Annotated in this window: 27 protein-coding genes, 1 tRNA gene and 1 riboswitch; of the genes, 13 read left to right on the top strand and 15 right to left on the bottom strand. The window is 70.6% G+C overall.

The genetic code is table 11. The features are described 5' to 3' along the window. Nucleotides 1–195: 195 nt before the first annotated feature. Nucleotides 196–1,494, bottom strand: coding sequence for a PTS transporter subunit EIIC (locus tag ACZ3IL_RS08775; RefSeq protein WP_467388019.1), 1,299 nt, complete (start codon nucleotides 1,492–1,494; stop codon nucleotides 196–198). Between the two features lie 235 nt (nucleotides 1,495–1,729). Here ACZ3IL_RS08775 and ACZ3IL_RS08770 point away from each other — a divergent pair, with 235 nt between their 5' ends. The 4 genes from ACZ3IL_RS08770 (at nucleotide 1,730) to rdgB (ending at nucleotide 4,036) form a co-directional block, all read left to right on the top strand. Next, nucleotides 1,730–1,963: a PTS sugar transporter subunit IIB gene (locus tag ACZ3IL_RS08770; protein ID WP_467388017.1), complete on the top strand. Its 234-nt coding sequence runs from the start codon at nucleotides 1,730–1,732 to the stop codon at nucleotides 1,961–1,963. 87 nt (nucleotides 1,964–2,050) lie between these two features. Beyond that, nucleotides 2,051–2,782, top strand: a complete 732-nt coding sequence (gene rph / locus ACZ3IL_RS08765; RefSeq protein WP_467388015.1) for a ribonuclease PH — start codon at nucleotides 2,051–2,053, stop codon at nucleotides 2,780–2,782. Nucleotides 2,783–2,881: 99 nt separating this feature from the next. Next, a complete protein-coding gene (locus tag ACZ3IL_RS08760; protein WP_467388013.1) occupies nucleotides 2,882–3,262 on the top strand; it encodes a hypothetical protein in 381 nt (126 codons plus the stop codon). A gap of 171 nt (nucleotides 3,263–3,433) precedes the next feature. Then, nucleotides 3,434–4,036 (top strand): RdgB/HAM1 family non-canonical purine NTP pyrophosphatase, encoded by a 603-nt coding sequence (gene rdgB, locus ACZ3IL_RS08755; protein ID WP_467388011.1) that lies wholly within the window; start codon nucleotides 3,434–3,436, stop codon nucleotides 4,034–4,036. 46 nt (nucleotides 4,037–4,082) lie between these two features. Here rdgB and ACZ3IL_RS08750 read toward each other — a convergent pair. From ACZ3IL_RS08750 to bcp, 5 genes are all read right to left on the bottom strand, one after another. After that, nucleotides 4,083–4,158: transfer RNA gene (locus ACZ3IL_RS08750), tRNA-Leu, on the bottom strand. 9 nt (nucleotides 4,159–4,167) lie between these two features. Beyond that, the gene (locus ACZ3IL_RS08745; RefSeq protein WP_467388009.1) at nucleotides 4,168–4,836 is read right to left on the bottom strand and encodes an HNH endonuclease signature motif containing protein; all 669 of its coding nucleotides are present in this window, start codon (nucleotides 4,834–4,836) and stop codon (nucleotides 4,168–4,170) included. After that, nucleotides 4,833–5,483 (bottom strand): HNH endonuclease signature motif containing protein, encoded by a 651-nt coding sequence (locus ACZ3IL_RS08740; RefSeq protein ID WP_467388007.1) that lies wholly within the window; start codon nucleotides 5,481–5,483, stop codon nucleotides 4,833–4,835. The genes ACZ3IL_RS08745 and ACZ3IL_RS08740 overlap by 4 nt, the downstream gene beginning before the upstream one ends. Before the next feature lie 165 nt (nucleotides 5,484–5,648). Next, entirely contained in the window at nucleotides 5,649–7,145 is a 1,497-nt protein-coding gene (proP, locus tag ACZ3IL_RS08735; protein WP_467388005.1) for a glycine betaine/L-proline transporter ProP, read from the bottom strand. 114 nt (nucleotides 7,146–7,259) lie between these two features. Continuing rightward, complete coding sequence (bcp, locus tag ACZ3IL_RS08730; protein ID WP_467388003.1) at nucleotides 7,260–7,733, bottom strand: thioredoxin-dependent thiol peroxidase; 474 nt, start codon at nucleotides 7,731–7,733, stop codon at nucleotides 7,260–7,262. Nucleotides 7,734–7,856: 123 nt separating this feature from the next. Between bcp and ACZ3IL_RS08725 the strand changes: the two genes are divergently transcribed. The 3 genes from ACZ3IL_RS08725 to ACZ3IL_RS08715 all read left to right on the top strand — a co-directional run bounded on the left by ACZ3IL_RS08725 (nucleotide 7,857) and on the right by ACZ3IL_RS08715 (nucleotide 9,031). Continuing rightward, complete coding sequence (locus ACZ3IL_RS08725) at nucleotides 7,857–8,174, top strand: DUF3618 domain-containing protein (protein WP_467388001.1); 318 nt, start codon at nucleotides 7,857–7,859, stop codon at nucleotides 8,172–8,174. A 46-nt stretch (nucleotides 8,175–8,220) separates the two neighbouring features. Next, nucleotides 8,221–8,559 carry a GroES family chaperonin gene (locus ACZ3IL_RS08720; RefSeq protein WP_030222196.1) on the top strand — a complete coding sequence of 113 codons (339 nt, stop codon included), beginning with the start codon at nucleotides 8,221–8,223 and terminating at the stop codon, nucleotides 8,557–8,559. Between the two features lie 52 nt (nucleotides 8,560–8,611). After that, a riboswitch (guanidine-III (ykkC-III) riboswitch) is annotated at nucleotides 8,612–8,677 on the top strand. Nucleotides 8,678–8,710: 33 nt separating this feature from the next. Further along, the gene (locus ACZ3IL_RS08715) at nucleotides 8,711–9,031 is read left to right on the top strand and encodes a DMT family transporter (RefSeq protein ID WP_467387999.1); all 321 of its coding nucleotides are present in this window, start codon (nucleotides 8,711–8,713) and stop codon (nucleotides 9,029–9,031) included. On the opposite strand, the gene ACZ3IL_RS08710 is transcribed toward ACZ3IL_RS08715, so the two are convergent. Next, on the bottom strand, nucleotides 9,025–11,430 hold the full coding sequence (locus ACZ3IL_RS08710; protein WP_467387997.1) for a transglycosylase domain-containing protein: 2,406 nt from the start codon (nucleotides 11,428–11,430) through the stop codon (nucleotides 9,025–9,027). The two genes, ACZ3IL_RS08715 and ACZ3IL_RS08710, sit on opposite strands and share 7 nt — an antisense overlap. Before the next feature lie 157 nt (nucleotides 11,431–11,587). Between ACZ3IL_RS08710 and ACZ3IL_RS08705 the strand changes: the two genes are divergently transcribed. The 4 genes from ACZ3IL_RS08705 to ACZ3IL_RS08690 are packed head-to-tail and all read left to right on the top strand — an operon-like array spanning nucleotide 11,588 to nucleotide 15,541. Continuing rightward, nucleotides 11,588–12,388, top strand: coding sequence for an ABC transporter permease (locus tag ACZ3IL_RS08705; protein WP_467388224.1), 801 nt, complete (start codon nucleotides 11,588–11,590; stop codon nucleotides 12,386–12,388). Next, entirely contained in the window at nucleotides 12,381–13,268 is an 888-nt protein-coding gene (locus tag ACZ3IL_RS08700; protein ID WP_467387995.1) for an ABC transporter permease, read from the top strand. The genes ACZ3IL_RS08705 and ACZ3IL_RS08700 overlap by 8 nt, the downstream gene beginning before the upstream one ends. 4 nt (nucleotides 13,269–13,272) lie before the next feature. Then, complete coding sequence (locus ACZ3IL_RS08695; protein WP_467387993.1) at nucleotides 13,273–14,262, top strand: ABC transporter ATP-binding protein; 990 nt, start codon at nucleotides 13,273–13,275, stop codon at nucleotides 14,260–14,262. 10 nt (nucleotides 14,263–14,272) lie between these two features. Then, on the top strand, nucleotides 14,273–15,541 hold the full coding sequence (locus tag ACZ3IL_RS08690; RefSeq protein ID WP_467387991.1) for a DUF445 domain-containing protein: 1,269 nt from the start codon (nucleotides 14,273–14,275) through the stop codon (nucleotides 15,539–15,541). A gap of 69 nt (nucleotides 15,542–15,610) precedes the next feature. Here the strand turns inward: ACZ3IL_RS08690 and ACZ3IL_RS08685 are convergent, their stop codons facing one another. The 7 genes from ACZ3IL_RS08685 to ACZ3IL_RS08655 form a co-directional block, all read right to left on the bottom strand. Then, on the bottom strand, nucleotides 15,611–15,913 hold the full coding sequence (locus ACZ3IL_RS08685; RefSeq protein WP_467387989.1) for a hypothetical protein: 303 nt from the start codon (nucleotides 15,911–15,913) through the stop codon (nucleotides 15,611–15,613). Between the two features lie 85 nt (nucleotides 15,914–15,998). Further along, nucleotides 15,999–17,225, bottom strand: coding sequence for a hypothetical protein (locus tag ACZ3IL_RS08680; protein ID WP_467387987.1), 1,227 nt, complete (start codon nucleotides 17,223–17,225; stop codon nucleotides 15,999–16,001). A gap of 213 nt (nucleotides 17,226–17,438) precedes the next feature. Beyond that, nucleotides 17,439–17,903, bottom strand: coding sequence for a TrmO family methyltransferase domain-containing protein (locus ACZ3IL_RS08675; protein ID WP_467387985.1), 465 nt, complete (start codon nucleotides 17,901–17,903; stop codon nucleotides 17,439–17,441). After that, a complete protein-coding gene (locus ACZ3IL_RS08670; RefSeq protein WP_467387983.1) occupies nucleotides 17,900–18,457 on the bottom strand; it encodes a class IV adenylate cyclase in 558 nt (185 codons plus the stop codon). The genes ACZ3IL_RS08675 and ACZ3IL_RS08670 overlap by 4 nt, the downstream gene beginning before the upstream one ends. 24 nt (nucleotides 18,458–18,481) lie before the next feature. After that, on the bottom strand, nucleotides 18,482–19,129 hold the full coding sequence (locus ACZ3IL_RS08665) for a class I SAM-dependent methyltransferase (protein WP_467387982.1): 648 nt from the start codon (nucleotides 19,127–19,129) through the stop codon (nucleotides 18,482–18,484). Beyond that, entirely contained in the window at nucleotides 19,047–19,685 is a 639-nt protein-coding gene (locus tag ACZ3IL_RS08660) for a P-loop nucleotide/nucleoside kinase family protein (RefSeq protein WP_467387980.1), read from the bottom strand. Before ACZ3IL_RS08660 ends, ACZ3IL_RS08665 begins: the two co-directional genes overlap by 83 nt. After that, entirely contained in the window at nucleotides 19,678–20,580 is a 903-nt protein-coding gene (locus tag ACZ3IL_RS08655; protein ID WP_467387978.1) for a radical SAM protein, read from the bottom strand. The genes ACZ3IL_RS08660 and ACZ3IL_RS08655 overlap by 8 nt, the downstream gene beginning before the upstream one ends. A 479-nt stretch (nucleotides 20,581–21,059) precedes the next feature. Here ACZ3IL_RS08655 and ACZ3IL_RS08650 point away from each other — a divergent pair, with 479 nt between their 5' ends. Then, nucleotides 21,060–21,836, top strand: coding sequence for an XRE family transcriptional regulator (locus ACZ3IL_RS08650; protein ID WP_467387976.1), 777 nt, complete (start codon nucleotides 21,060–21,062; stop codon nucleotides 21,834–21,836). Then, nucleotides 21,823–22,290: an NUDIX hydrolase gene (locus ACZ3IL_RS08645; RefSeq protein WP_467387974.1), complete on the top strand. Its 468-nt coding sequence runs from the start codon at nucleotides 21,823–21,825 to the stop codon at nucleotides 22,288–22,290. Before ACZ3IL_RS08650 ends, ACZ3IL_RS08645 begins: the two co-directional genes overlap by 14 nt. On the opposite strand, the gene ACZ3IL_RS08640 is transcribed toward ACZ3IL_RS08645, so the two are convergent. Continuing rightward, a complete protein-coding gene (locus tag ACZ3IL_RS08640) occupies nucleotides 22,278–22,829 on the bottom strand; it encodes an HD domain-containing protein (protein WP_467388222.1) in 552 nt (183 codons plus the stop codon). The two genes, ACZ3IL_RS08645 and ACZ3IL_RS08640, sit on opposite strands and share 13 nt — an antisense overlap. Nucleotides 22,830–22,878: the final 49 nt, after the last annotated feature.

Genomic DNA, 22,878 nt, shown 5'->3' with positions numbered 1-22,878 from the left:
CCGCGTGGTCTACACCAATGAGTGGTGTAGACCAGTTGTAGCACGTGTGACTTAGATAAGGAACCTGCGAATTCTCACGCGCCCGGACACGCTCCGTAGCGGACGCGGAAAGGCCCCCGGACACGGGGGTCCGGGGGCCTCGGAAGAGGGGACGCGCGGGGCTTCAGCCGGGGAGGACGGCCGGCCGGCGCGCGATCACTTGATGTTGTCCCGCTCCATCTCCGCCTCCACCTCCTCCGGCTCGCGGCCGGGGGTCGGCAGGTCGAACTTCGTGATCGCGAACCGGAAGACCGCGTAGTACACGACCGCGAAGACCAGACCGATCGGGATGATCAGCCACGGCTTCGTCGCCAGGTTCCAGTTGATCACGTAGTCGATCAGGCCGGCCGAGAAGCTGAAACCGTCCTTCACCCCGAACGCCCAGGTCACCGCCATGGAGACACCGGTGAGCACCGCGTGGATCGCGTACAGGACCGGGGCGATGAAGAGGAACGAGTACTCCAGCGGCTCCGTGATGCCGGTGACGAACGAGGTCAGCGCCACCGACAGCATCAGACCGCCGACCTCCTTGCGCCGGTGCGGCCGGGCGCAGTGGGTGATCGCCAGCGCGGCGGCCGGCAGCGCGAACATCATGATCGGGAAGAAGCCCGTGGTGAACTGCCCGGCCTCCGGGTCGCCCGCCAGGAACATGCTGATGTCACCGTGGACCACCGTGCCGTCCGGCTTGGTGTACGAACCGAACTGGAACCAGACGGGCACGTTCAGGAACTGGTGCAGACCGATCACCAGCAGGGCGCGGTTCGCGACCCCGAAGATACCCGAACCCCAGGCCCCGAGCCCGACCAGCCAGTCGCTGAAGCTCTCCAGGGCGTCACCGATCGGCGGCCAGACCCACAGACAGAGCGCGGCGAAGAGGATGCCGACGAACGCCATGATGATCGGCACGAGCCGGCGCCCGTTGAAGAACCCCAGCCAGTCCACCAGCTTCGTCCGGTGGAACCGCTGCCACAGATAGGCGGCGAACAGGCCCATCAGGATGCCGCCGAAGACGCCGGGATTCTGGTACGTGTACCCCGCGAAGGAGTCGTCCGCGCCCAGGCAGCCCCCGCCGATGTCCCTCGTGCCCGTCGGACAGTCCTTCGGGAACTGCCGCAGCACCGTGTAGTACACGAGGAAGCCGACCACCGCCGCGAGCGCGGTCGACCCGTCGGACTTCTTCGCCATGCCGATGGCGACGCCGATGCAGAACAGCAGCGGCAGACCCAGACTGCCGTCGAGCAGGGCGCCGCCCGCGCCCGCCATCACCTTGGCGACGTCGTCCCAGCCCAGCCCCTCGGAACCGAAGACGTCCGGCTGCCCGAGCCGGTTGATGATGCCCGCCGCCGGAAGGACCGCGATCGGGAGCTGGAGGCTGCGCCCCATCTTCTGGAGGCCCTGGAAGAGGCCGCTTCCCCAGGACCTCTTCGGCGCGGCCGCGGCTCTGTCGGTACTCATCGGCGTCCTCCCTGCCCGGAACGACCCGGGTCCGCGTCTCGGCGCATACTGGTGTAGACCAGTTGCGGTAGGCTCCGAAAGCCCGCTGAGGACAGGCCGCCGGTGATCGTCATCATTCGGCAGAACGGGGCCACTCGCTCGCGAAGGTGGGCCAACCGTGGGTTACCGTGACCAAACGGACCGCAAGTGCGCCGAGAATCGCGTTCCCGCGAACGGAACGGACAGGGAGAAACACATGGCCACCAAGGCTGAGAAGATCGTCGCCGGGCTCGGCGGCATCGAGAACATCGAAGAGGTCGAGGGCTGCATCACCCGCCTGCGCACCGAGGTCCGCGACCCGGCCCTGGTCGACGAGGCCGCCCTCAAGGCCGCCGGCGCCCACGGCGTCGTGAAGATGGGCACCGCCATCCAGGTCGTCATCGGCACCGACGCGGACCCGATCGCCGCCGACATCGAAGACATGATGTGAGCGACTGACGCGCCGGCCCCGCGCCGGCCGCAGGGCCCGTTCCGGCAGGGGAACGGGCCCTTCGCCGTCTCCCGCTAGGCTCGACCCATGTCTCGCATCGACGGCCGTACCCCCGAACAGCTCCGCCCCGTCACCATCGAACGCGGATGGAGCAAGCACGCCGAGGGCTCCGTCCTCATCTCCTTCGGCGACACCAAGGTCTTCTGCACCGCCTCCGTCACCGAAGGCGTCCCGCGCTGGCGCAAGGGCAGCGGCGAGGGCTGGGTCACCGGGGAGTACTCCATGCTGCCCCGCGCCACCAACACCCGCGGCGACCGCGAATCCGTCCGCGGCAAGATCGGCGGCCGCACCCACGAGATCTCCCGCCTCATCGGACGCTCCCTGCGCGCCGTCATCGACTACAAGGCGCTCGGCGAGAACACCGTCGTCCTCGACTGCGACGTCCTCCAGGCCGACGGCGGCACCCGCACCGCCGCCATCACCGGCGCCTACGTCGCCCTCGCCGACGCCGTGGCCTGGGCCCAGGGCAAGAAGCTCGTCAAGGCCGGCCGCAAGCCCCTGACCGGCACCGTCGCCGCCGTCTCCGTCGGCATCGTCGACGGCGTCCCCCTCCTCGACCTCTGCTACGAGGAGGACGTCCGCGCCGACACCGACATGAACGTCGTCTGCACCGGCGACGGACGCTTCGTGGAGGTCCAGGGCACCGCCGAGGCCGAGCCCTTCGACCGCAAGGAACTGAACGCCCTGCTCGACCTGGCCTCCGGCGGCTGCGCCGACCTCGCCGAGATCCAGCGCGAGGCCCTCGAAGGAACCCTCTGACCGCAACCCCCGGACGCCGCACGGCGTCCTGACGGACAACGGGCGCACGGACCGTGTCCGCGCGCCCGCGCCACCGTCGTGTACAGGGGAGGACCCGTCTTGAAGCGCCGTCTCGCACTCGCCGTCGCCGCGGCCGCCACGCTCACCACCGTCCTGAGCGGCTGCGGAGCCCTCGACACGGCCATGGACTGCGTCAAGACCGCCGACGCGATCGCCACGTCCGTACAGAAGCTCCAGCAGGCCGTCTCCAACGCCTCCAACGACGTCACGCAGATCGAGGAATCGCTGAACTCGATCTCCACCGAACTCGGCAACCTCAAGAACACGACGGACAACGCCGACCTCTCGAAGGCGGTCGACGACCTCACCAAGGGCGTGGACTCGGTCCGCACCGCTGTGAAGAACGGCGACACGACCCCCGACATCACGCCCATCACGAACGCGGCGGGCGAGGTGGCGAAGGTCTGCACCCCGGGGTGACCGGCTCCGGGACGACCGCTCCGGAGCGAACGGCTCCGAGGTGACCGGCTCCGGGGCGAACGGCTCCGGGGTGACCACTCCGGGGCGAACGGCTCCGGGACGGCCGCTCCTCGGGGCGACCGTCCCCGGGCGGTCGCCCCGAGGGACGACCGCCCCGGGATAATCACCGGCATGACCCGTCTGATCCTCGCCACCCGCAACGCGGGCAAGATCACCGAACTCCGCGCGATCCTCGCCGACGCGGGCCTCGACCACGAACTCGTCGGCGCGGACGCCTACCCGGAGGTGCCCGACGTCAAGGAGACCGGCGTCACCTTCGCGGAGAACGCCCTCCTCAAGGCCCACGCCCTCGCCCGCGCCACCGGCCTGCCCGCCGTCGCCGACGACTCCGGCCTCTGCGTCGACGTCCTCAACGGAGCCCCCGGCATCTTCTCCGCCCGCTGGTCCGGCACCCACGGCGACGACCGCGCCAACCTGGACCTGCTCCTGGCGCAGCTCTCCGACATCGCGGACGAACACCGCGGCGCCTCCTTCGCCTGCGCCGCGGCCCTGGCCCTCCCGGACGGCACGGAACGCGTCGTGGAGGGCTGGATGCCGGGCGTCCTGCGCCACGCCCCCGTCGGCACGAACGGCTTCGGCTACGACCCGATCCTCCAGCCGGAGGGCTACGACGTCACCTGCGCGGAACTGACCCCGGCGCAGAAGAACGCGATCAGCCACCGGGGCAAGGCGTTCCGGGCGCTGGTGCCGGTGGTGAGGGAGCTGCTGGGCTGAGGACGGCGCGAGGGCGCGGCACCCTGTGGGTGACGCGCCCTCGCGGTGGGCCCGGTGGGACTCGAACCCACGACACACCGGACCTAAACCGGCGCCCTCTTGGCCAGCTGGGGTACGGGCCCAGACGTCGACTACTTTACTGCCCCGCCGGAGGAGGGCCGGCTCCTCCCTCCTCGACACCACGTGTCGGTAACCGCACGGCAGTTGGGGCACAGGAGCCGCAGGTTCTCACGCCTGTCATCGCTCCAGTCACCGTTGACGTGATCGACCTCCAGGGTCATGGGCCTGCCGAGCCACTCGGGCCCGACGCCGCAGCGAGCGCACAGTTCGGGAACGCCGATCCCGGCCAGTGCGCGGCGCAGTCTTGCCGTCGTCGTCCGGTACCCCTTGTCGTGCTTCACCAGTACGTCCTCCGGCGCCGCGGCGGTGGGGCTCGGTTTGCCCCGCCGATGGGCCTGGCCCAGAAAATGCGTGGTCGAGAGGCAGTCGTCGGCGATCCATTTCCGGAGGTTCGCCCGCTGTGCGCCGTTGTCGGCCCGCCCGAGCCGGCGGAGTGCTTCCCTGACGGAGGAGGACAGGGCGACAACGGCTTTCAGTTCATCGGCGCCGGGCCGATGACGCCTGCCCGTGGGCGGAAAATGCGTCACGTCGATGCCGAAGTGAGCGAAGCGTTTCATCAAGTAGCGGGAGAGGTTGCGGTGGGGGTCGCTCCCCAGAAAAGCGATGACTTCCTCGATGCTGGAGCACTGCGCCGCTGCCTCGGCCAGCCGTTCGCGCGTGTACCGCATGCCGCTTGTCATCGGGCACGTCCTTTGCCGCGCCCCCGATAGCCGTCCGTCGTCGAGTGGCAGTTGGGGCAGAGCAGCCGCAGGTTCGTGATCCGGTTGTTCCGCCAGTTGCCGTCGATGTGGTCGACCTCCAGAGAGAGGGGCAGCCCCAGCCACGCGCCCTCGTTCCCGCATTCCGCGCACCGGTTCTCGACGCCGACCTCCAGCATCGCGCTTTTGAGGCGGTCGCTCCGTTTGCGCCGGGCGTACGGCGACTCGTCTTCGACCAGCACTTCCGCTGGTGTTCGGCGTCGCTGGTTGAACCGCATGTTCTCCGTGCGAACCGAAGGCGTGAAGTGTGACGTATCGATGCCGTGAGCCTTGATGCGCCGGCTGATGTGGGTGTGCTGCCCGCCCACGAGTTCCACTCCGAGATGACGCAGGACGTCGTACAGGTTCGTGGAGGCCTTCACGGCTTCCGTCAGGATCTCCCGTGTCCACCGCGCTCCCTCCTGCTCGAAGTGGGACGTGTCCACGCCCAGCTTCTTCATCCGGTCGTGGATGTACCGACGGGACCCGCTCCGGGGGTCCGCCCCCAGCTTCCCCAACGCCTCCGACAGCGTCCGCGACGATCGCGCCGCTTCGGCGAGACGCTCTCGCGTGTATGGACTCTTCGGCATCTCGTGCCCCCTCCCCTTCGGCCGTCCGTTCGTGGCCTCGCACGGATCAACGAGCCGAATATCGGACGGTTACGTCATATCGCGTACGCATGTCGCGACCGCCGGGAAAGGCGAACGGCCCGTGCCGGAAGCAACCGGTGCGGGCCGTTCGTGGAAGGGGGAGGGTCAGAACTTCGGTTCCGGGGCCTGGGCCATCACCATCTCCGCCGCCTCCTCCGGGGTCTCCACCGACGGGGGCGAGCCCTCCAGGGGCCGGCGGGCCGTCTCCTTCATGCAGGCCACGGCGATCACGCCGACGAGCGCCGCGCCCATCGCGTAGTACGCCGGCATCAGGTCGTTGCCGGTCGCGCCGATCAGGGCGGTGATGACCAGCGGGGTCGTCCCGCCGAAGAGGGACGCGGAGAGGTTGTAGCCGACGGACAGCGAGCCGTAGCGGACGTCCGTGGGGAAGAGGGCGGGGAGCGCCGCCGACATGGTGCCGAGCATGCACACCAGCGACAGGCCGAGCATCAGCATGCCCGCCGTGATCGCGGGGACGCCGCCCCGGCCGATGAGGAGGAACGCGGGGAGCGAGAGGAGGAGGAAGCCCAGCATGCCCGTCATGAGGACGGGTTTGCGGCCGAAGCGGTCGCTTAGGCGGCCGACTCCGGTGAGGAGGGTCATCAGCAGGACCATCACCAGGAGCAGGATCAGCAGGCCGTGCGTCTCGCTGTAGCCGAGTTCGTCCGAGAGGTACGTCGGCATGTACGACAGCAGCATGTAGTCGGTGATGTTGTACGCGCCGACCAGGGCGACGCACAGGATCAGTGCCGGCCACTGGCGGCGGAAGATCTTGGCGAGGTCGGCCTTGGTGGTGGTCTCGGGCGCGTCCGCCGTGTCGGGCGCGTGGGCCGTGCCGGACTCCAGGCGCTGGAAGGCCGGTGTCTCGTCGAGGCGCAGCCGCAGGTAGAGGCCGACGAGTCCGAGGGGGCCGGCCACCAGGAACGGTACGCGCCAGCCCCAGTCCTGCATGGTGTCGTGGCCGAGCCAGGCGGTGAGCGCGGTGACGAGGCCCGCCGCGCCGACGTATCCGGCCAGGGTGCCGAATTCGAGGAAGCTGCCGAAGTAGCCCCGGCGCCGGTCGGGCGCGTATTCCGCGATGAAGGTGGAGGCCCCGCCGTATTCGCCGCCGGTGGAGAAGCCCTGGAGCATCCGGAAGGAGATGAGCAGCACCGGCGCCCAGAAGCCGATGGAGGCGTACGAGGGGATGAGGCCGATGGCGAAGGTGCCGGCGGCCATCAGGACCATGGTGAGGGCGAGGACCTTCTTGCGGCCCAGGCGGTCGCCCATGGGGCCGAAGAACATGCCGCCGAGGGGGCGGACGAGGAAGGCGACGGCGAAGGTCGCGAACGAGGAGAGGAGCTGGACGGTGTCGTTGCCGGACGGGAAGAAGACGTGGCCGAGGGTGGCGGCGAGGTAGGCGTAGACGCCGAAGTCGAACCATTCCATGGCGTTGCCGAGGGAGGCCGCCTTCACGGCCCGCCTGACGGCGGCCTCGTCCGTCACCGTGATGTCGGTCCGCCGCAGCCGGGGGTGCTTGCGCCGGCTGACGGCCCTGAAGAGGCGGGGGTGGCGTCTCAGGGCTCCGGGGTCGGGCGCGGGGGCGCGGTCTGTGGCCGGCATGACCGTACGTCCTCTCTGGGGAAGGCGAACACAAGAGGCTCTTCTTGCACGGTCATGCCGTTCGCAAACGAAAATCACACGAAAGTGCGATCTCCGTCACGCGCCCGCGGGGGGTCAGGCCTCGACGCCCAGGTCCCGGATGATCTTGGCGACGTGGCCGGTGGCCTTCACGTTGTAGAGGGCCCGTTCCACCTTGCCCTCCTCGTCCACGACCACGGTGGAGCGGATCACGCCGGTCACCGTCTTGCCGTACAGCTTCTTCTCGCCGAAGGCGCCGTACGCCTCCAGGACCTTCTTCTCCGGGTCTCCGAGGAGGGTGACCTTCAGGTCCTCCTTCTCGCGGAACTTCGCCAGTTTCTCCGGCTTGTCCGGGGACACGCCGATGACGTCGTAGCCCGCGCCCGCGAGCAGTTCGAGGTTGTCGGTGAAGTCGCAGGCCTGCTTGGTGCAGCCGGGGGTGAGGGCGGCGGGGTAGAAGTAGACGATGACCTTGCGGCCCTTGTGGTCCGCGAGGGAGACCTCGTTGCCGTCCGCGTCGGGCAGGGTGAAGGCGGGGGCGGTGTCGCCGGGCTGCAGTCGCTCGCTCATGGGTCTCCTCGGGAAACGTTCGCTTACGCGTGCAGAGCCTAATGGGGGTCTGGGGCGCCCCTCCGGCGGCGGAACTGACAGACTGTCCATCAACGACCGGATCACGACTACGGAGGCAGCGCGGTGTCGGAGGCCAGGACCCCTGCGCAGATCGAGGCGGACATCGTCCGCCGGCGCGAGCAGCTCGCCGTCACTCTCGACGAGATCGGCATTCGAGTGCACCCGAAGACGATCATCGGAGACGCGAAGGCCAAGGTGGCGTCGACGGTCGACCAGACCGCCGGGCGTGCCTTCGTCGCCGTCAACCGGGTGGTCTCGGATGTGAAGGCACGTTTCACCCACGCGGACGGCACGCCCCGTCTGGAGCGCGTGGTGCCGGCGGCGCTCGCGGTGGTGGCGGTGATCGGGCTGGTCGCCGCCACCACCCGCAAGGACAAGTGACGGCTCCCGTTCACGGGGGCCGCGCCCGGGCGGGTAGGTTCACCCCGTGAGCGAGAACACGCACGACAAGCTGCCCATCCGGATGCTTCACGACCGGGTCCTGGTCCGTACCGACTCCCCGGAGGGGGAGCGGCGTTCCGGTGGCGGCATCCTGATTCCGGCGACCGCCGCGGTCGGCCGTCGCCTCGCCTGGGCCGAGGTGGTGGCGGTCGGCCAGAACGTCCGTACGGTCGAGACCGGTGACCGGGTCCTGTACGACCCCGAGGACCGTGCCGAGGTCGAGGTGCGGGGGGTCGCGTACGTCCTGATGCGGGAGCGCGACCTGCACGCGGTGGCCGCGGACCGGTTCCAGGGGACGTCCGACTCGACCGGGCTGTATCTGTGACGACGGGTGCGCGAAGGCCCCGGTGACCGCGGTCACCGGGGCCTTCGGCCGTTCTTTGCTAGCCTGGTCGTCCCCCGACGAGACGCGCCGTACCGGGTACACGACAAGACGACGCACCCCTGTCGTTCCGTCTCACGGAGGTGTCGTCGTCATGGCGTGGGTCCTGCTCGTCGTCGCGGGTCTGCTGGAAGTCGCCTGGTCGGTCGGGATGAAGTACACCGACGGGTTCACCCGTCTCTGGCCCAGTGTGTTCACCGGTGCGGGGATCGTGGCCTCGATGCTGCTGCTCTCGCAGGCCGCCAGGACGCTGCCGATCGGTACGGCGTACGGGGTGTGGGTCGGCATCGGCGCGGCCGGGGCGGCGGTGTTCGGCATGGTGGTGCTGGGGGAGCCGGCGACCGCCGCCCGCATTTTCTTCGTCTGTCTGCTGCTCGTCGCGGTGGTGGGACTGAAGGCGACGTCGGGTCACTGACCCCGTTCGGCGGTACGGGAGGGGCCGGGCTCCGGGGCGGCGGTGCGGGGCCGTCCGGTCGCCGGGGCGGTGTCCGGGGGGCCGTCCGCCGCCGGTGCCCGTTCCGCCGGGGCCGGTGTGGCCGCCGTTCCCCGTTCCGCCGCCGGGGCCGGTGTGGCCGCCGCCGGTCCGGCCTCTCCGGTCGCCTCCGGCACGTACTCCCCGGCCACGTCCCCCTCCGACGGGGGCGACGGGTCCGGCGGGTTCGGCGGGCCGGAAGGGTTCGCGGAGTTCGCGGGGTTCGGGGAGGGGGACGGCGGGGCCGGCGGGGTGGACGCGTCCGCCGTCACCGGCACGGCCGCCGGTCCCTCGGCCCCCGGCATCGGCCGGAGGTCGAACTCCTTCGGGGCCGTTCCCGCGAGGGCTTCGCGGGCGAAGGCGCCCCAGATCTCGGCGGGTGGCCCGCCCCCGCCGACCCGGGGTTGTCCGAGGGCCCCGTACAGCGGCTTCTGGTGTCCCGTCTCCGGGTCCTGGCCCATCAGCGCGACGACCGCCGCCAGGTCCGGGGTGTAGCCCGCGAACCAGGCGGCCTTGTCGTCCTCCGCCGTTCCCGTCTTGCCCGCCGCCGGGCGTCCGACGGTCCGCGCGGCCGTCCCCGTGCCCGTGGCGATGACGCCCCGCAGGACCGAGGTGGTCGTGTCGGCGGCCTCCCGGGAGACCGCCTGCCGGAACCGGGGGGCCGGGAGCGGGAGCGCCGTGCCGTCCTTGGAGACGCCCTCGACCAGGGAGTACCCGCCGTGCCTGCCGTGGGCGGCGAGCGCCGCGTACGCGGTGGCCATGTCCAGGACGCTGGCCGTGGCCGGGCCGAGCGCGATGGAGGGGGAGGCGGTGAGGTCGGGGGTGGAGCCGGGCACGCCGAGGGCGACGGCGGTCCGGCGCACGCGGGCGGGGCCGACGTCGACCGCCATCTGGGCGTACACGGCGTTCACCGACAGGTCGGTGGCGGTGTCGACGGGGATCTCGCCGTAGTTCGCGTCGTCCTCGTTGGCCGGGTCGTAGGGGGCGCCGTTCCAGCCCTCCACCGGGCGCCGGTTGGTCCCGTCGTACAGGGTGTGCGGGGTGATCGGCAGGCCCTGCTGGGTCTGCGCGCCGCTCTGCACGGCCGCCGTGAGGACGAAGGGCTTGAAGGTGGAGCCCACCTGGTAGTCGCGGCGGGTGGCGTTGTTGACGTACTGGCGGGTGTAGTCGATCCCGCCGTACATCGCGAGGACCTTGCCGGTCGCCGGGTCGACGGCCGCCGCCCCGACGCGCACGTACCGGTCGGCGGGGCGGCGCGCCGGGTCGAGCCGGGACACGACCCGGTCCTCCACGGCGCGGACGAGGGCGTCCTGCCTGGCGGGTTCCAGGGTGGTCGTGATCCGGAAGCCGCCGGCGGCGAGGGTCTTCTCGTCGATGATCCCGCGTCCGGTCAGGTGGTCCTCGACGGCCCGGACGAGGTAGCCGCGCTGCCCGGACAGGGTGGCGGCGCGCCGGGCGGGCTGCGGGGCGGGGAAGCGGAGGGCGGCGCGTTCCGCGCGGCCCAGCCAGCCTTCGCCGACCATGCCGTCGAGGACGTAGTGCCATCGGGCGACGGCCTTGGCGCGGTTCTCGGGGTGGGTGGTGACGTCGTAGGCGCTGGGGGCCTTGAGGAGGGAGGCGAGGTACGCGCCCTCGGCGGTGTCCAGGTGTGCGACGTCCTTGCCGTAGTAGGCGCGGGCGGCGGCCTGCGCGCCGTAGGCGTTGCGGCCGAAGTAGCTGGTGTTCAGGTAGCCCTGGAGGATCTCGTCCTTGCTCTTCTCGCGGCCGAGCCTGATCGCGATGAAGAACTCCTTCACCTTGCGGGTGAGGGTCTGTTCCTGGCCGAGGTAGTAGTTCTTGACGTACTGCTGGGTGAGGGTGGAGCCGGACTGGCGGCCCTTGCCGGTGACGGTGTTCCAGGCGGCGCGGACCATCGCCTTGGGGTCGACGGCGCGCGAGGTGGTGAAGTCGCGTTCCTCGGCGGCGAGGACGGCCCGCCGGAAGGAGAGCGGGACCCGGTCGAGCCGGACGTTCTCGCGGTTGACCTCGCCGTCGCGGGCGAGGGGGGTGCCGTCCCGGTAGAGGTAGACGTTCGTCTGGGCGACGGCGGCGGCGTTGGCCGGGGGGACGTCCACCAGGAGGTAGCCGGCGACGAGGGCGCCGGCGAGGAGCAGCGTGCCGAGCAGGAGGAGCCCGAGGAGGCGCCGCAGGAGGCGGCGGAGGGGGCCGCGGCGGGGCGGGCGGGGTTTTCCGTCCGTCCGGGCGGTCTTCGGCGCGGGAAGGGTGGGGTCCCTCGGCTCCCAGCCCGGGCGGGACGCCCGGGGGGTGCCGATCGGGCCGCTCGTACCGGATGAAGAGGACATGAAGAGCATATTGCCCTTAAAGCGACACAACATCTGAACGCGACCCGGACCTGACGCGAAAACGGGTCGCGACGGCGGCCGTGCTCCCGCTAGGGTCGTGCGCTTCGCCGTTCTCCGGAGGGGCCCCCGCTCTCCGCCCAGGGAAGGAATCCCCATGCTGCGGCTGTACGCGACGGTGGCCGCGGGCGGGTTCCGGCGCCACGCCACCTACCGGGTGGCGACGGCGGCGGGCGTCTTCACCAACAGCGTCTTCGGTCTCGTCCTCTCCTGCACGTACCTCGCCCTGTGGGACGAACGGCCGCACCTGGGCGGCTACTCCGCGGACGACGCCCTCGCCTACGTGTGGATCGGGCAGGCCCTGATCACCGTCTGCGGCCTCATGGGCGGCGGCTTCGAGGACGAGCTGATCGAGCGGATCAGGACCGGCGACATCGCCGTCGACCTCTACCGCCCCGCCGACCTCCAGGCCTGGTGGTTCTCGGCCAACGCGGGCCGGGCCGCCTTCCAGCTCCTGGGCCGGGGCGTCGCCCCGATGACGCTCGGCGCCCTCGTCTTCGGCTTCACCCTGCCGTCGGGGCCGGGCGGCTGGGCGGCGTTCCTGCTGGCCGTGGCGCTGGGCTCGGTGGTCGGCTTCGCCCTCTGGTACCTGGTGGCGATGAGCGCGTTCTGGCTGCTCGACGGCCAGGGGGTGGTCCAGGTGGCCTGGCTGGGCGGCCTCTTCTTCTCGGGGATGCTGCTCCCGCTGAACGTCTTCCCGGGGGCCCTGGGCGAGGTGGCCCGGCTGCTGCCCTGGGCCTCGCTCCTCCAGGTCCCGGCCGACGTGTACCTGGGCAGGTACGAGGGCTGGGACCTGGCGGGGGCGTACGGCTTCCAGGGCTGCTGGGCCCTGGTCCTGCTCGGCGCGGGCCGGGCGGCGCAGGCGGCGGCGACGCGGAAGGTGGTGGTGCAGGGTGGCTGAGACGACCGGCCTCCCGGACGGGGCCCGCTCCCGTACGCACGGCGGGGCGGACGGCCCGCACCGCACCCGCGACGGCCTCGGCGACTCCCTCCGCACCTACCGGATGGTGGCGGCCATGTGGATCCGGTCCACGATGACGTACCGCGCCTCCTTCGCCCTCACCCTCTTCACCAGCTTCTGCGTGACCTTCTTCGACTTCGTCGTCATCCTCCTGATGTTCGGCCGGGTGGAGGGGCTCGGCGGCTTCTCCTTCGCGGAGGTCGCCCTCCTGTACGGGACGGCCGGCACGTCCTTCGGGATCGCGGACCTGACGACGGGTTCGCTCCAGCGGATGGGCGGCCGGGTCAGGGACGGTTCGCTCGACGTCTTCCTGACGCGCCCGGCGCCGCTGCTCGCCCAGGTCGCGGCGGACAAGTTCGCGCTGCGCCGCTTCGGCCGGGTCGCGCAGGCGCTGTTCGTCCTGGTCTGGAGCCTGCTCCTGCTCGACGTGGACTGGACGCCGGCGAAGGCGGTGCTGCTGCCGGTGACGGTGGTCTGCGGGGCGGTGATCTTCGCCGCCGTGATGGTGATCGGCGCGTCCGCCCTCTTCTGGGTCCAGGACGCGGCGGAGGTCACGAACTCCTTCACGTACGGCGGGAACACCCTCCTGCAGTACCCGCCGACGATCTTCGCGCAGGAGCTGGTGCGGGGGGTCGTGTACGTCGTGCCGCTGGCGTTCGTGAGCTGGCTGCCCGCCCTGTACGTACTCGGCCGGCCGGCCCCGGCCGGGGTGCCGGAGTGGGCGGCGTTCGCGTCGCCCGCGGTGGCGCTCCTGTGTTGCGGGGCGGCCGGCCTCGCCTGGCGGGCGGGAATCCGTTCGTACCGATCGACGGGAAGCTGAGGCCATGACTCCGACCGAACCCTTCATCCATCTGGACGGGGTCGAGAAGACCTTCACGGTCCGCCGCCGGGCGGCCCTGTTCCGCCGGGAGAAGCGCGAGGTCCGGGCGGTCGACGGGATCTCGTTCGGCGTGGAGCGCGGCGAGATGGTCGGGTACATCGGGCCCAACGGCGCCGGGAAGTCCACCACCGTCAAGATGCTGACCGGCATCCTCACCCCCAGCGGCGGCCGGCTGAGGGTCGCCGGCATCGACCCGGCGCGGGAACGCACCCGCCTGGCCCGGCGGATGGGAGTGGTGTTCGGGCAGCGGACCACGCTCTGGTGGGACCTGCCGCTGAAGGACTCGTACCGGCTGGTCCACCGCATGTACCGCGTCCCGGACGCCCGCTACCGGGAGAACCTGGCCCGGTGCGTGGAACTCCTGGACCTCGGGGACCTGCTCGACGTGCCCGTGCGGCAGCTCTCGCTCGGCCAGCGGATGCGCGGCGACATCGCGGCGGCCCTGCTGCACGACCCCGAGGTGCTGTACCTGGACGAGCCGACGATCGGCCTGGACGTGGTCTCCAGGGCGAGGGTGCGGGAGTTCCTGAGGGACCTGAACCGCGAGCGCGGCACCACGGTCCTCCTGACCACGCACGACCTGACCGACATCGAACAGCTCTGCTCCCGGGTGATGGTCATCGACCACGGGCGCCTGGTGTACGACGGCGGTCTGGCCGGCCTGCACGCGGCGGGCGGGAGCGAACGGCTCCTCGTGGTGGACCTGGAGCGCGAACGGCCCCCGATCGAGGTGCCCGGCGCCCGCTTCGTACGGGCGGAGGGCCCCCGCCAGTGGCTCGCGTTCCCGGCGACGGCGTCGGCGGCCCCGCTGGTCGCCGCGGTGGCGGCGGCACATCCCCTGGTGGACCTCTCGGTGCGGGAACCGGACATCGAGGCGGTGATCGCGAAGATGTACGGGGGAACTCGGGACGAGCGCCGGGAGTCCCTGAGGTAGGAGGTCGACCATGGTGGGTTTCTCGTACACGGCGGCGGACGAGGAGAAGAGCAGGGGCGTCCGGCGGATGAAGACGCTGGCGACGTCCCTGCTGCTCCTCGTCGCCGTGATCTACGCCCTGGCGACGTGGGCGCGGAACGCGGGGGCGGGGGCCTGGGCCGGATACGTCGCCGCGGCGGCGGAGGCGGGCATGGTCGGCGCGCTCGCGGACTGGTTCGCGGTGACCGCCCTCTTCCGGCACCCGCTGGGCCTGCCGATCCCGCACACCGCGATCATCCCGAAGAAGAAGGACCAGCTGGGCGCGTCCCTGGGCACCTTCGTGGGCGAGAACTTCCTGTCGGCGGACGTCGTGCGCGGCAGGCTCACCGCCCTGGGCATCGGGGGCCGGCTGGGCGCCTGGCTGGCGGACCCGGCCCACGCGGACCGGGTGGTGGCGGAGCTCTCCACGGCCCTGCGGGGCGCGCTGACGGTGCTGCGCGACTCGGACGTGCAGGCGGTCGTGGGGGAGGCGGTCACCCGGAGGGCGGAGGCGATGGAGATCGCGCCGCCCCTGGGCAAGACGCTGGAGAAGGTGGTCGACGACGGGGCGCACCGCCGGGGGGTGGACCTGATCTGCTCCCGGGCCCACGACTGGCTCGTCACCCACGGGGACTCGGTGATGGACGCCGTCCAGGGCGGCGCGCCGGGCTGGACCCCGCGCTTCGTGGACAAGCGCATCGGGGAGCGCGTCTACAAGGAGCTGCTGCGCTTCGTCACCGAGATGCGGGACATGCCGGGGCATCCGGCGCGGGGCGCGATCGACCGCTTCCTCGCGGACTTCGCGGCCGAACTCCAGGCGGACACGGACACCCGGGCCCGCGTCGAGCGCCTGAAGTCGGACCTGCTGGCCCGGCCCGAGGTCCAGGACGTCATCGCCTCGGCCTGGGCGTCGGTCCGGGCCCTGATCATCGCGGCGGCCGAGGACGACCACAGCCAGCTCCGCCTGCGCGCCCGCGCCTCCCTGATCTCCCTGGGCCGGCGCCTCTCGTCGGACGCCCGCCTCCAGGCGAAGGTCGACGGCTGGGCGGAGGACGCGGCGGCCTACCTCGTCACCACGTACCGCACCGAGATCACGTCCCTGATCACGGACACGGTCGCGGGCTGGGACGCCACCCAGACGTCGAGGAAGATCGAGGCGAACATCGGCCGCGACCTCCAGTTCATCCGCATCAACGGCACGGTGGTGGGCGCGCTCGCGGGGCTGCTGATCTACACGGTGAGCCACGGGCTGGGAGGCTGAGCCCCCTCGGTCCGTGGTGCCGGTTCGGCCCTTGTCGCGGGCGACGGCCAGGTGCGGGTGCGGGTGCTTTCAGCCCTTGTCGCGGGTGACGGCCCAGGAGGCGGCGGCGACGGCCCCGGCCACGGAGAACACGGCGGGCCAGGCCCCGATCCTCTTCGCGAGCGGGTGCGACCCGGCGAACGCGGCGACGTAGGCGGTGGTCAGCCCGACGGAGGCCCTGGTCCCGCCGGTCCGCTGCCACTCCCGTGCGGCCACCCCGCCCGCCACGGCGAGCACGGCACCGCCGAGCGGCCGCTTCTTGGTCCAGCGGGCGACGGCGTACCCGCCGACGAGTCCGGCGGCGGCTACGGCGGGGGAGGGGATGCGGGGCATGGCGGGGCCTCTCGGGTCGACGGGTCGTCCTCCGAGCGTACGAGGTGCGTACGGGGCCGTTGCGCGGGGCCTCTACGGGGTGCCCTCATACGGAGCCCTCATGCGGAGCTCTCATGCGGAGTGCTCGCGCGGGGCCGGGGGCGACGGGGGCACGGGTGCCGCCGTGGGCTTCCGGGGCGGGCGACGGCGGGGGCCCGTCCGGGGCGGGGGAGGCGCACCGGGCGCACAGCGTCTCGTCCCCGACGGGCCGGAACAGCATCGGCTGGACGTGGTCGCCGGAGCACTCGCGGGTGCCTTCGAGCCGGGGGGACAGCCGGGGCGCGGACGGCGACGGCATCGACGGCGACGGCACGGACGGCGGCAGGGTGCGGGGCGGTACCTCCCGCAGCAGGTACCGGACCAGCCCTCCGGGCCGGTGGACGGGCGTCCCGGCACCGGGCAGGCCGCGCAGGACGTGCTCGTGGACGTCGGCGGAGGTGTGCCCGGCGTCGAGCCAGCGGGCGGCGAGGCGGGCGAGTTCGTCGCGCATGCCGGGCGGGATGCTCCGGAGGACGGGGGAGAGGAGCGGCAGCGCGCCGACGAGGGCACGGGCCTCTTCCCACCGGGAGCCGGAAGGAGCTTCGCCGGAAGGAGCCTCGTCGGAGGGCGCCTCGCTGGAGGAGCCGGTGGCGGCGCGTGCGGTCTCGTGGCCGGGCTGGCCGGTGTGGTCGGGCTGATCGGTGTGGTCGGGCTGGTCGGTGTGGTGGCCGGACCGGGCGGTCTCGTCGGGACCGCTGGGGCCGCCGACCGTCCCGGTGACCGGCTCGGTGACCGGGACGGCGGGGGCCGGGGGAAGGTCGGAGGTGTCTTCTCCCAGGTGTTTCTTTGGATGACCGCCGGTCGACGGAGCCTCCGGAGCACCGGCGGCCGGAACACCGGCGACTCGCTTCCGGGGACTCGGTACGACCTGCGGGGACACCTCGTCCCGGCAGCCGGGGAGGGGCGTCCGCGCGAGGATCTTGGCGGCCTCACCGGCGGTCAGGGGGGAGCTGGAGACGAGCTGTTGGGTGATCCAGAGCCCACCGGCGCTCTGGACCCGCCGCTCGTGCACGAACCCCTCCTCCTTGAGCTGCCGCTTGGCGCGGGTGAACGCGCATGCCCCGATCCGGGCACGTTCGGCACTTCGGGAGAGCGATTCGCGGGCGCCCTGGGGGAGGGAGAGCTGCCAGGTCAGGAGGCGCACGGCGTCGGAGTTGAGACGCGGGTGCCGGATGATCTCGTGCGAGAACTGCGTGAAGGCACGCGAGGGCGCGTTAAAGTGCCGGTAGATCACGGTGGACCCTTATTCCACTAGTGGTTCAGGCCCTCGCCGATGGTTGCACCCATCGGCGAGGGCCGTTTTGCGCGACCGTATCGCACGCAGCGTGTCAAGAGGGCCACGGTGGGTGAACAGCACTCGTGCGGGTGATCTTCAAGGCCTTGTCTCGGCCTCCGGCAGCGCGGTGGCGTCCCTGCGCCCCTCGGCTCAGCGCTCGGAGGCGTCCCGTCAGTAGTCCGCCAGCATCTCGCCCGGCCATGCCGGCTGGGTGACGGGCCCACGGGGAAGCATCTCCCGGAACACGGCCACGAGATCGACGACTTGGGTCCCCTCGTCGGCATCGAGGTCCGTGACGTGCAGGTCGAGCCCGTCGACCTTGAGGAGCCTGGGGAAAGAGGTCGCGAGCCGGGCCGGACGCCGGTGGTTGTGGTGCACGAAGGTCCCGGTCGCCGGCCAGGCGGGGTTGTCGCGGGGACTGCGCGCGTGAAGGGCGACGTCGTCCGGGGAACCGAGGTTGAAGAACCACGTGACCTGGAGGTGGGAGAACTCCTCGATGCCCCGCAGCGTTTCGGCGGGGAACTCCGGCCGCAGACGGATGACCGACTCCACCCCGCCCTTGAAGTCGTCGCGCTTCCCGGTATGCCCCCCGACGACGTCGGCGATGACCGGCACCCGAACGAACTCTGCGGTCACGACCGGCCCTTCTCGGAGAACAGCAGAGTGGGCTCGGCGAGGATGTCGCGGCCGGTCTCGCTCTTGTAGATCTCGTCGACGCTGCCGAATCGGGCTTCGGTGTAGTCGAGATCGAGAAGATCGGCGGCCTGACGGACGGACGCCTCGTCCGGGGCTTCGATCTCGACGAACGTGGGGAGGTCCGGCCAGGTGTCGAAGTCGAAGGCGACCTCGCCCAGGCGCCACTCCTCGCGGTAGTTCTCCTGGTAGCGGACCTCGGTGAGGCCCAGGCGGCGGAGGATGTCGGCCATGGCGTGGAGATCGGTGACCTCGGTCTCGATCTCGGTAGTACCGTCGATGGTCGTCGCGTCGGTGACCTGCTTGAGGGTGAGGGTGGAGCGGTTCCCCTCGTCCCGCAGGCGGAGCCACGCGCCGCCGTCGAGGGCGTCGTTCTCGAAGATCTTGCGGGTGAGGAGGGTGCGGGGGAACGCCCGCGTGGCGCCCAGAGCGGTGAGCTTGCTCTGGAGGGCGGTGACGTCGATGTTCAGGAACTTGGCCTCGTACTCGTGCTTCATGGTCGTCTTCCTTGCCGTGTGCGATCAGCTGGAGGTGCGGGCTGCGATGAGCAGGCCCATGCGGTGCGTGTGGTCGTGGGGTTGGCCGAGGTGCGGGCGCTCGATGAACTGGTTGGTGCGCACCGTGAGCAGTACATCCCAACCAGGGGTGAAGTGGCGGGAGAGCCTCTCGGGCGAGATGTAGTGCTCGATGTGCTGGTGGCGCTCTTCGATGGGCATCATGAACTCCGCGCCGAACAAGCCTCCTTCGCGAACAAGGGACTGCATGCGCTGGACGAAGTCGGCAAGAGGGCTGTGGTGGTTGGCACTGTAGTGCCACGAACAGCTCGTCCAGACGGCGTCGCAGCGGTTCTCGGGAAGCTCGGCCGTGAGGAAGTCCTCGCCGATGACCTGGACCCGGTCGTGGAGTTCTTCGGCCTTGAGGCGGTCGATGAGGCCGGGGGCCTGAGCCTGGGTGTCACCCGGAAGGCTGACCTCCCCTCCGTGGAGAGCGAAGGGGTCACGCTCGATGGCGATGACACGGTGACCGGCGGCGGCGAGCGGCAGCACGAACTTGCCGTCACTCGCGCCGACGACCGCGACCGTGGCGTCAGGAGACGTGCGCTCCTTCAGAGCGGCGAGGAACTGGGGGAAGAACGTGAGGGTGTGCTCCCACAGGCTCCGTGTCTGCACGAGGATGTCCTTCCTGAGTGATGGTGAGGATCGTCTGGACGACCTGCTCCGGGGCCCTGTCGGTGGTGTCGATTCGATGCATCGGGAACTGGGCGTAGGCGGTTGAGATCCGGTCCGAGGTTTCTTCGCTCAGGGCGTCCCACCAGGAGACGGGCTTGATCCTTCGGGCGAGGCGCCGTTGCCGTTCTTCTTCCGCACACAGCAGGTGGTACGTGGTGGGCTGGGGCAGGTCGGGCGGGAGGGTGACGCCGAGGCGGGCCCCGAAGGCGTGGTGGTTCGCGAGGCACCGGGCGAAGTAGCTCTCGACGACAACGGGGGTGCCAGCGGCGAGGTGCCCTCGGATCTCCTCGACAGCCGTGAACAGAGCCGAGAGGTAGAAGCACAAGCGGGCGTCGACGCTCTCTTGTAGATCCACCTGACGCCGCAGCGGCTGGTAGAAGAGCGGCACGGTGGGGACCAGGACCGCGCCCCTGGCTGCCGCGAGCAATGGCGCCACGGTGGACTTCCCGCTGCCCCGTAAGCCTTCGAGCGCCTCGAAGAACGGCCGGTCAGGCACGGGTGTACACCACGTCCGGGACGGCGAGGGTGAGCTCGTCGGTGGCGGAGGGCCGGTGGACGATGTGGTGGGCGGCCTTCTCGTACCAGAAGGCGTGCGAGTCCTTGCCCACAGCCTTGCAGGACATGGTGAGCGCGCCGCGCGGGTCGGCCTCGATCCGTTCGATTTCGCGAGGGCCGCCGACCGGCGTGCAGATCTCCGGAGCCCCGCCCTCGGCGAGGTCTTCGTCGAGGATCACCTCGATGGAGAGCCCAGCCGTCCGGAGGTCTTCACGGAGACGGGTGTACGCAGTCGGGTCACCGACCAGGAGCTCGGGATGGTGGGCGGCGTTGCCGACCGGGCGGAGGCAGTGCAGCTTGAGCTGACGGGCACCGAACCGTTGCATGACCCGTGCCAGAGGCAGCACCTCGTTGATGTTCTGCGAGGTCACAGTCATGGTCGCGGCCGTCGTGACGCCGAGCTCCCGAGCGAGGTTCAGCGTGCTGAGCGCGGCGTGGTAGCTGCCCTGCCTGCGGATGTCGTCGTTGGTGCCGGCGACACCCTCCAACGAGACCCGGAGCAGGTCCACGTAGGGGGCGATCTCGGTGAGACGACGCTCGATCCGGTAGCCGTTGGTGCAGATCTCCACCCGCATCCCCAGCTCCTGCCGGGTGTAGCGGACGACCTGCGCGAGCTCCTTGTAGAGGAAGGGCTCACCGCCGAGCAGGGTCACCGCCTCGGTGCCGTAGTCCTCGCGCATGAGCCGGATGAGCCCGACCGCCTCCTCGGCAGTGAAGGCATCGGCCTGCTTCAGACGCTCACCGTGGAAGCAGTGCAGACAGGAGAAGTTGCAGCGGTACAGCAGCTGCAAGTACAGCATCCGGATTCTGTAGATACCGATGACATCACGGATCACGTGGGCCTCCTGGGCCGGTTGGCTGGCGGGGAGGAATCGATCGTGACCGAGTGGGTGTGGACGGCGTCACCGCGTAGACGGACACTCCGAGGACGTCCTGGGACGTTTTCAGCGCGTAGTGATGTCCTCGAAGTGGCTCATCAGCCCCGCTGTGTTCGAAAGCATGGCAGGACGGCCGTCGCGAGAGGAGGACTCCGTCGGTCCCGCAGGCGCTGACGGAGGAATCGGGCAGAGAGTCGAGGTCGAAGGCGGCGAGCTGGACCTCAGCATGTGCCGCGATGTTCTCCGTGAGCACGGAGAACGCCTCGCCCCTTCCTGGAAACGCACTTGGGTACGCTCCTTGTGCCCGACAGAGCCGTACCGCGCACCCGCAGCTCCGCGAACCGCCAGCGTACGCAGGGGCTCGATGCCGTCCGGTGTCGCGGAACGGCGTAAGACGTCCTTGCTCTTCCTCCCACGACTCGGCTTGTATTACGTCCGTGAACGAGCGACTTCACTCCGTACTCGCCCAGCGCGGTGTATCTCCCGAATCGCTCGCCGAAGCCTGCGAAGTGGACCCCAAGACCGTCGGCCGCTGGCTCGGCGGACGCGTGCCCCATCCACGGCACCGCTTCAGCGTTGCGCAGCACCTGCGTGTCGAGGAGACCTTTCTCTGGCCCGCACCGCTGTCGCGCAGCGGCCGGCCTGGCACCGGTTTAGGCAGTGGCGAGATCATCGGCACCTACCAGAACCGGGCCAGCGTCCCCCGTGACACATGGCTGGCCCTCCTCCAGGGCGCCCAGCGGCAGATCGATGTCCTGATCTTCTCCGGCACCTTCTTCGCCCAGACCAACCCGCACGTCGCCAAGATGCTCGCCGAACGCGCGGCCACTGGGGCACGCGTGCGCCTCTGCTTCGGCGACCCGAGCGGCGACGCAGCCATCACCCGTGGTCGCGAAGAGGGCATCGGCGACACCCTCGCCGCGAAGATCCGCGCCTCCCTCACCTACTACCGTCCGCTGTTGTCCGAAGCAGGATGCGAGGTGCGGCTCCATGACACCACGCTCTACAACTCCCTCTTCCGGTACGACGACGACCTGCTGGTCAACCCGCACGTCTGGGGTCAGCCGGCGAGTGCCAACCCTCTGTTCCACCTGCGAAGAGTGAATGCCATGGGCTGGTTCGACAACTACGCTCAGAGCTTCGAAGCCGTCTGGGCAGGCGCACGGCCGTGGACACCCGACCAGGAGGGGACCGCCGCACATGGGCAGGACTGAGTACTACAACGACCCCGACGCCCCCAAGGCCAACACCCTCATCCCCGCCAGCAACCTCCTGGTCGTCGACGACAGCGGCGCCATCCTGCTTCAGCGCCGCCGTGACACCGGCCAATGGGCCCTGCCCGGCGGCGCCCAGGACATCGGCGAGACCGCCGCCGAGTGCGCGGTGCGCGAGTGCCTGGAGGAGACGGGAATCGTCGCCGAGATCACCGGCTTCCTCGGTGTCTACACCAACCCGAACCACATCGTGGCGTACACCGACGGCGAGATCCGCCAGCAGTACGAGAACACCTACATCGGCCGTCCCATCAGTGGTGAGCCGACGGTCAACGACGAGGCCGACGGCGTTCGCTTCGTCCAGCCGGCCGACCTCGACCAGTACGACATCCACCCCAGCATGCGCCAGCAGATCGGCGACTATCTCGCCGGCACCTACCCCTACCTCGGCTGAGCCGCCAGCGCGGCCTCCACCCGCCCCACGGCGCCAAAGATCTCCGGCGCCGCCCGACGGATGAACCGCCCGACCACGCTGTCGTCCCCGTAGCGGCCAAGGATCTCCGCGACCCGCTCCTCGGCGGTGGTCCGGCCGCCGTCGGGCGTGGTCGTCATGTCGCAGTACACGAGCGCGTCCACCAACAGCGGCTCCTCCAGCAAGGGAAACTCGCTCGCGAGCTCCTCCCGCAGCCCCCGCTCCTCGGCTTCCAGGAGCGCGAACGAGTGATTCGCGACCAGTCGCGTCAGCCGCTCGTCGGCCCCGTGCTCGTCGCGAAGGAACCGGGCCCCGTCCAGCGGATGGAACCCCGTCGTGGCCAGGCGTGGCGCGTAGCCGATGTCGTGCAGCGTGGCAGCCGCAGTCAATAAGTCGGCCCTCGCGCCGAGAAGCTGAGCGAGCCCGGATGCCCGCTGAGCAACTCCCTGACTATGGGCCCACCGCCGAGGAAGAACACCGTCGAGCTCAACCCTTGCGATCTCCCAAGCCCAGCTCGGCATTACATTCTTTATGGCTTCCATCCTTTGGGTAGAGGAAACGATGAACGAG

Source organism: Streptomyces sp. NPDC014907 (assembly GCF_055562975.1).
Note: the sequence above shows the minus strand (reverse complement) of the source record. Positions and strands in the feature narration are given on the sequence as shown.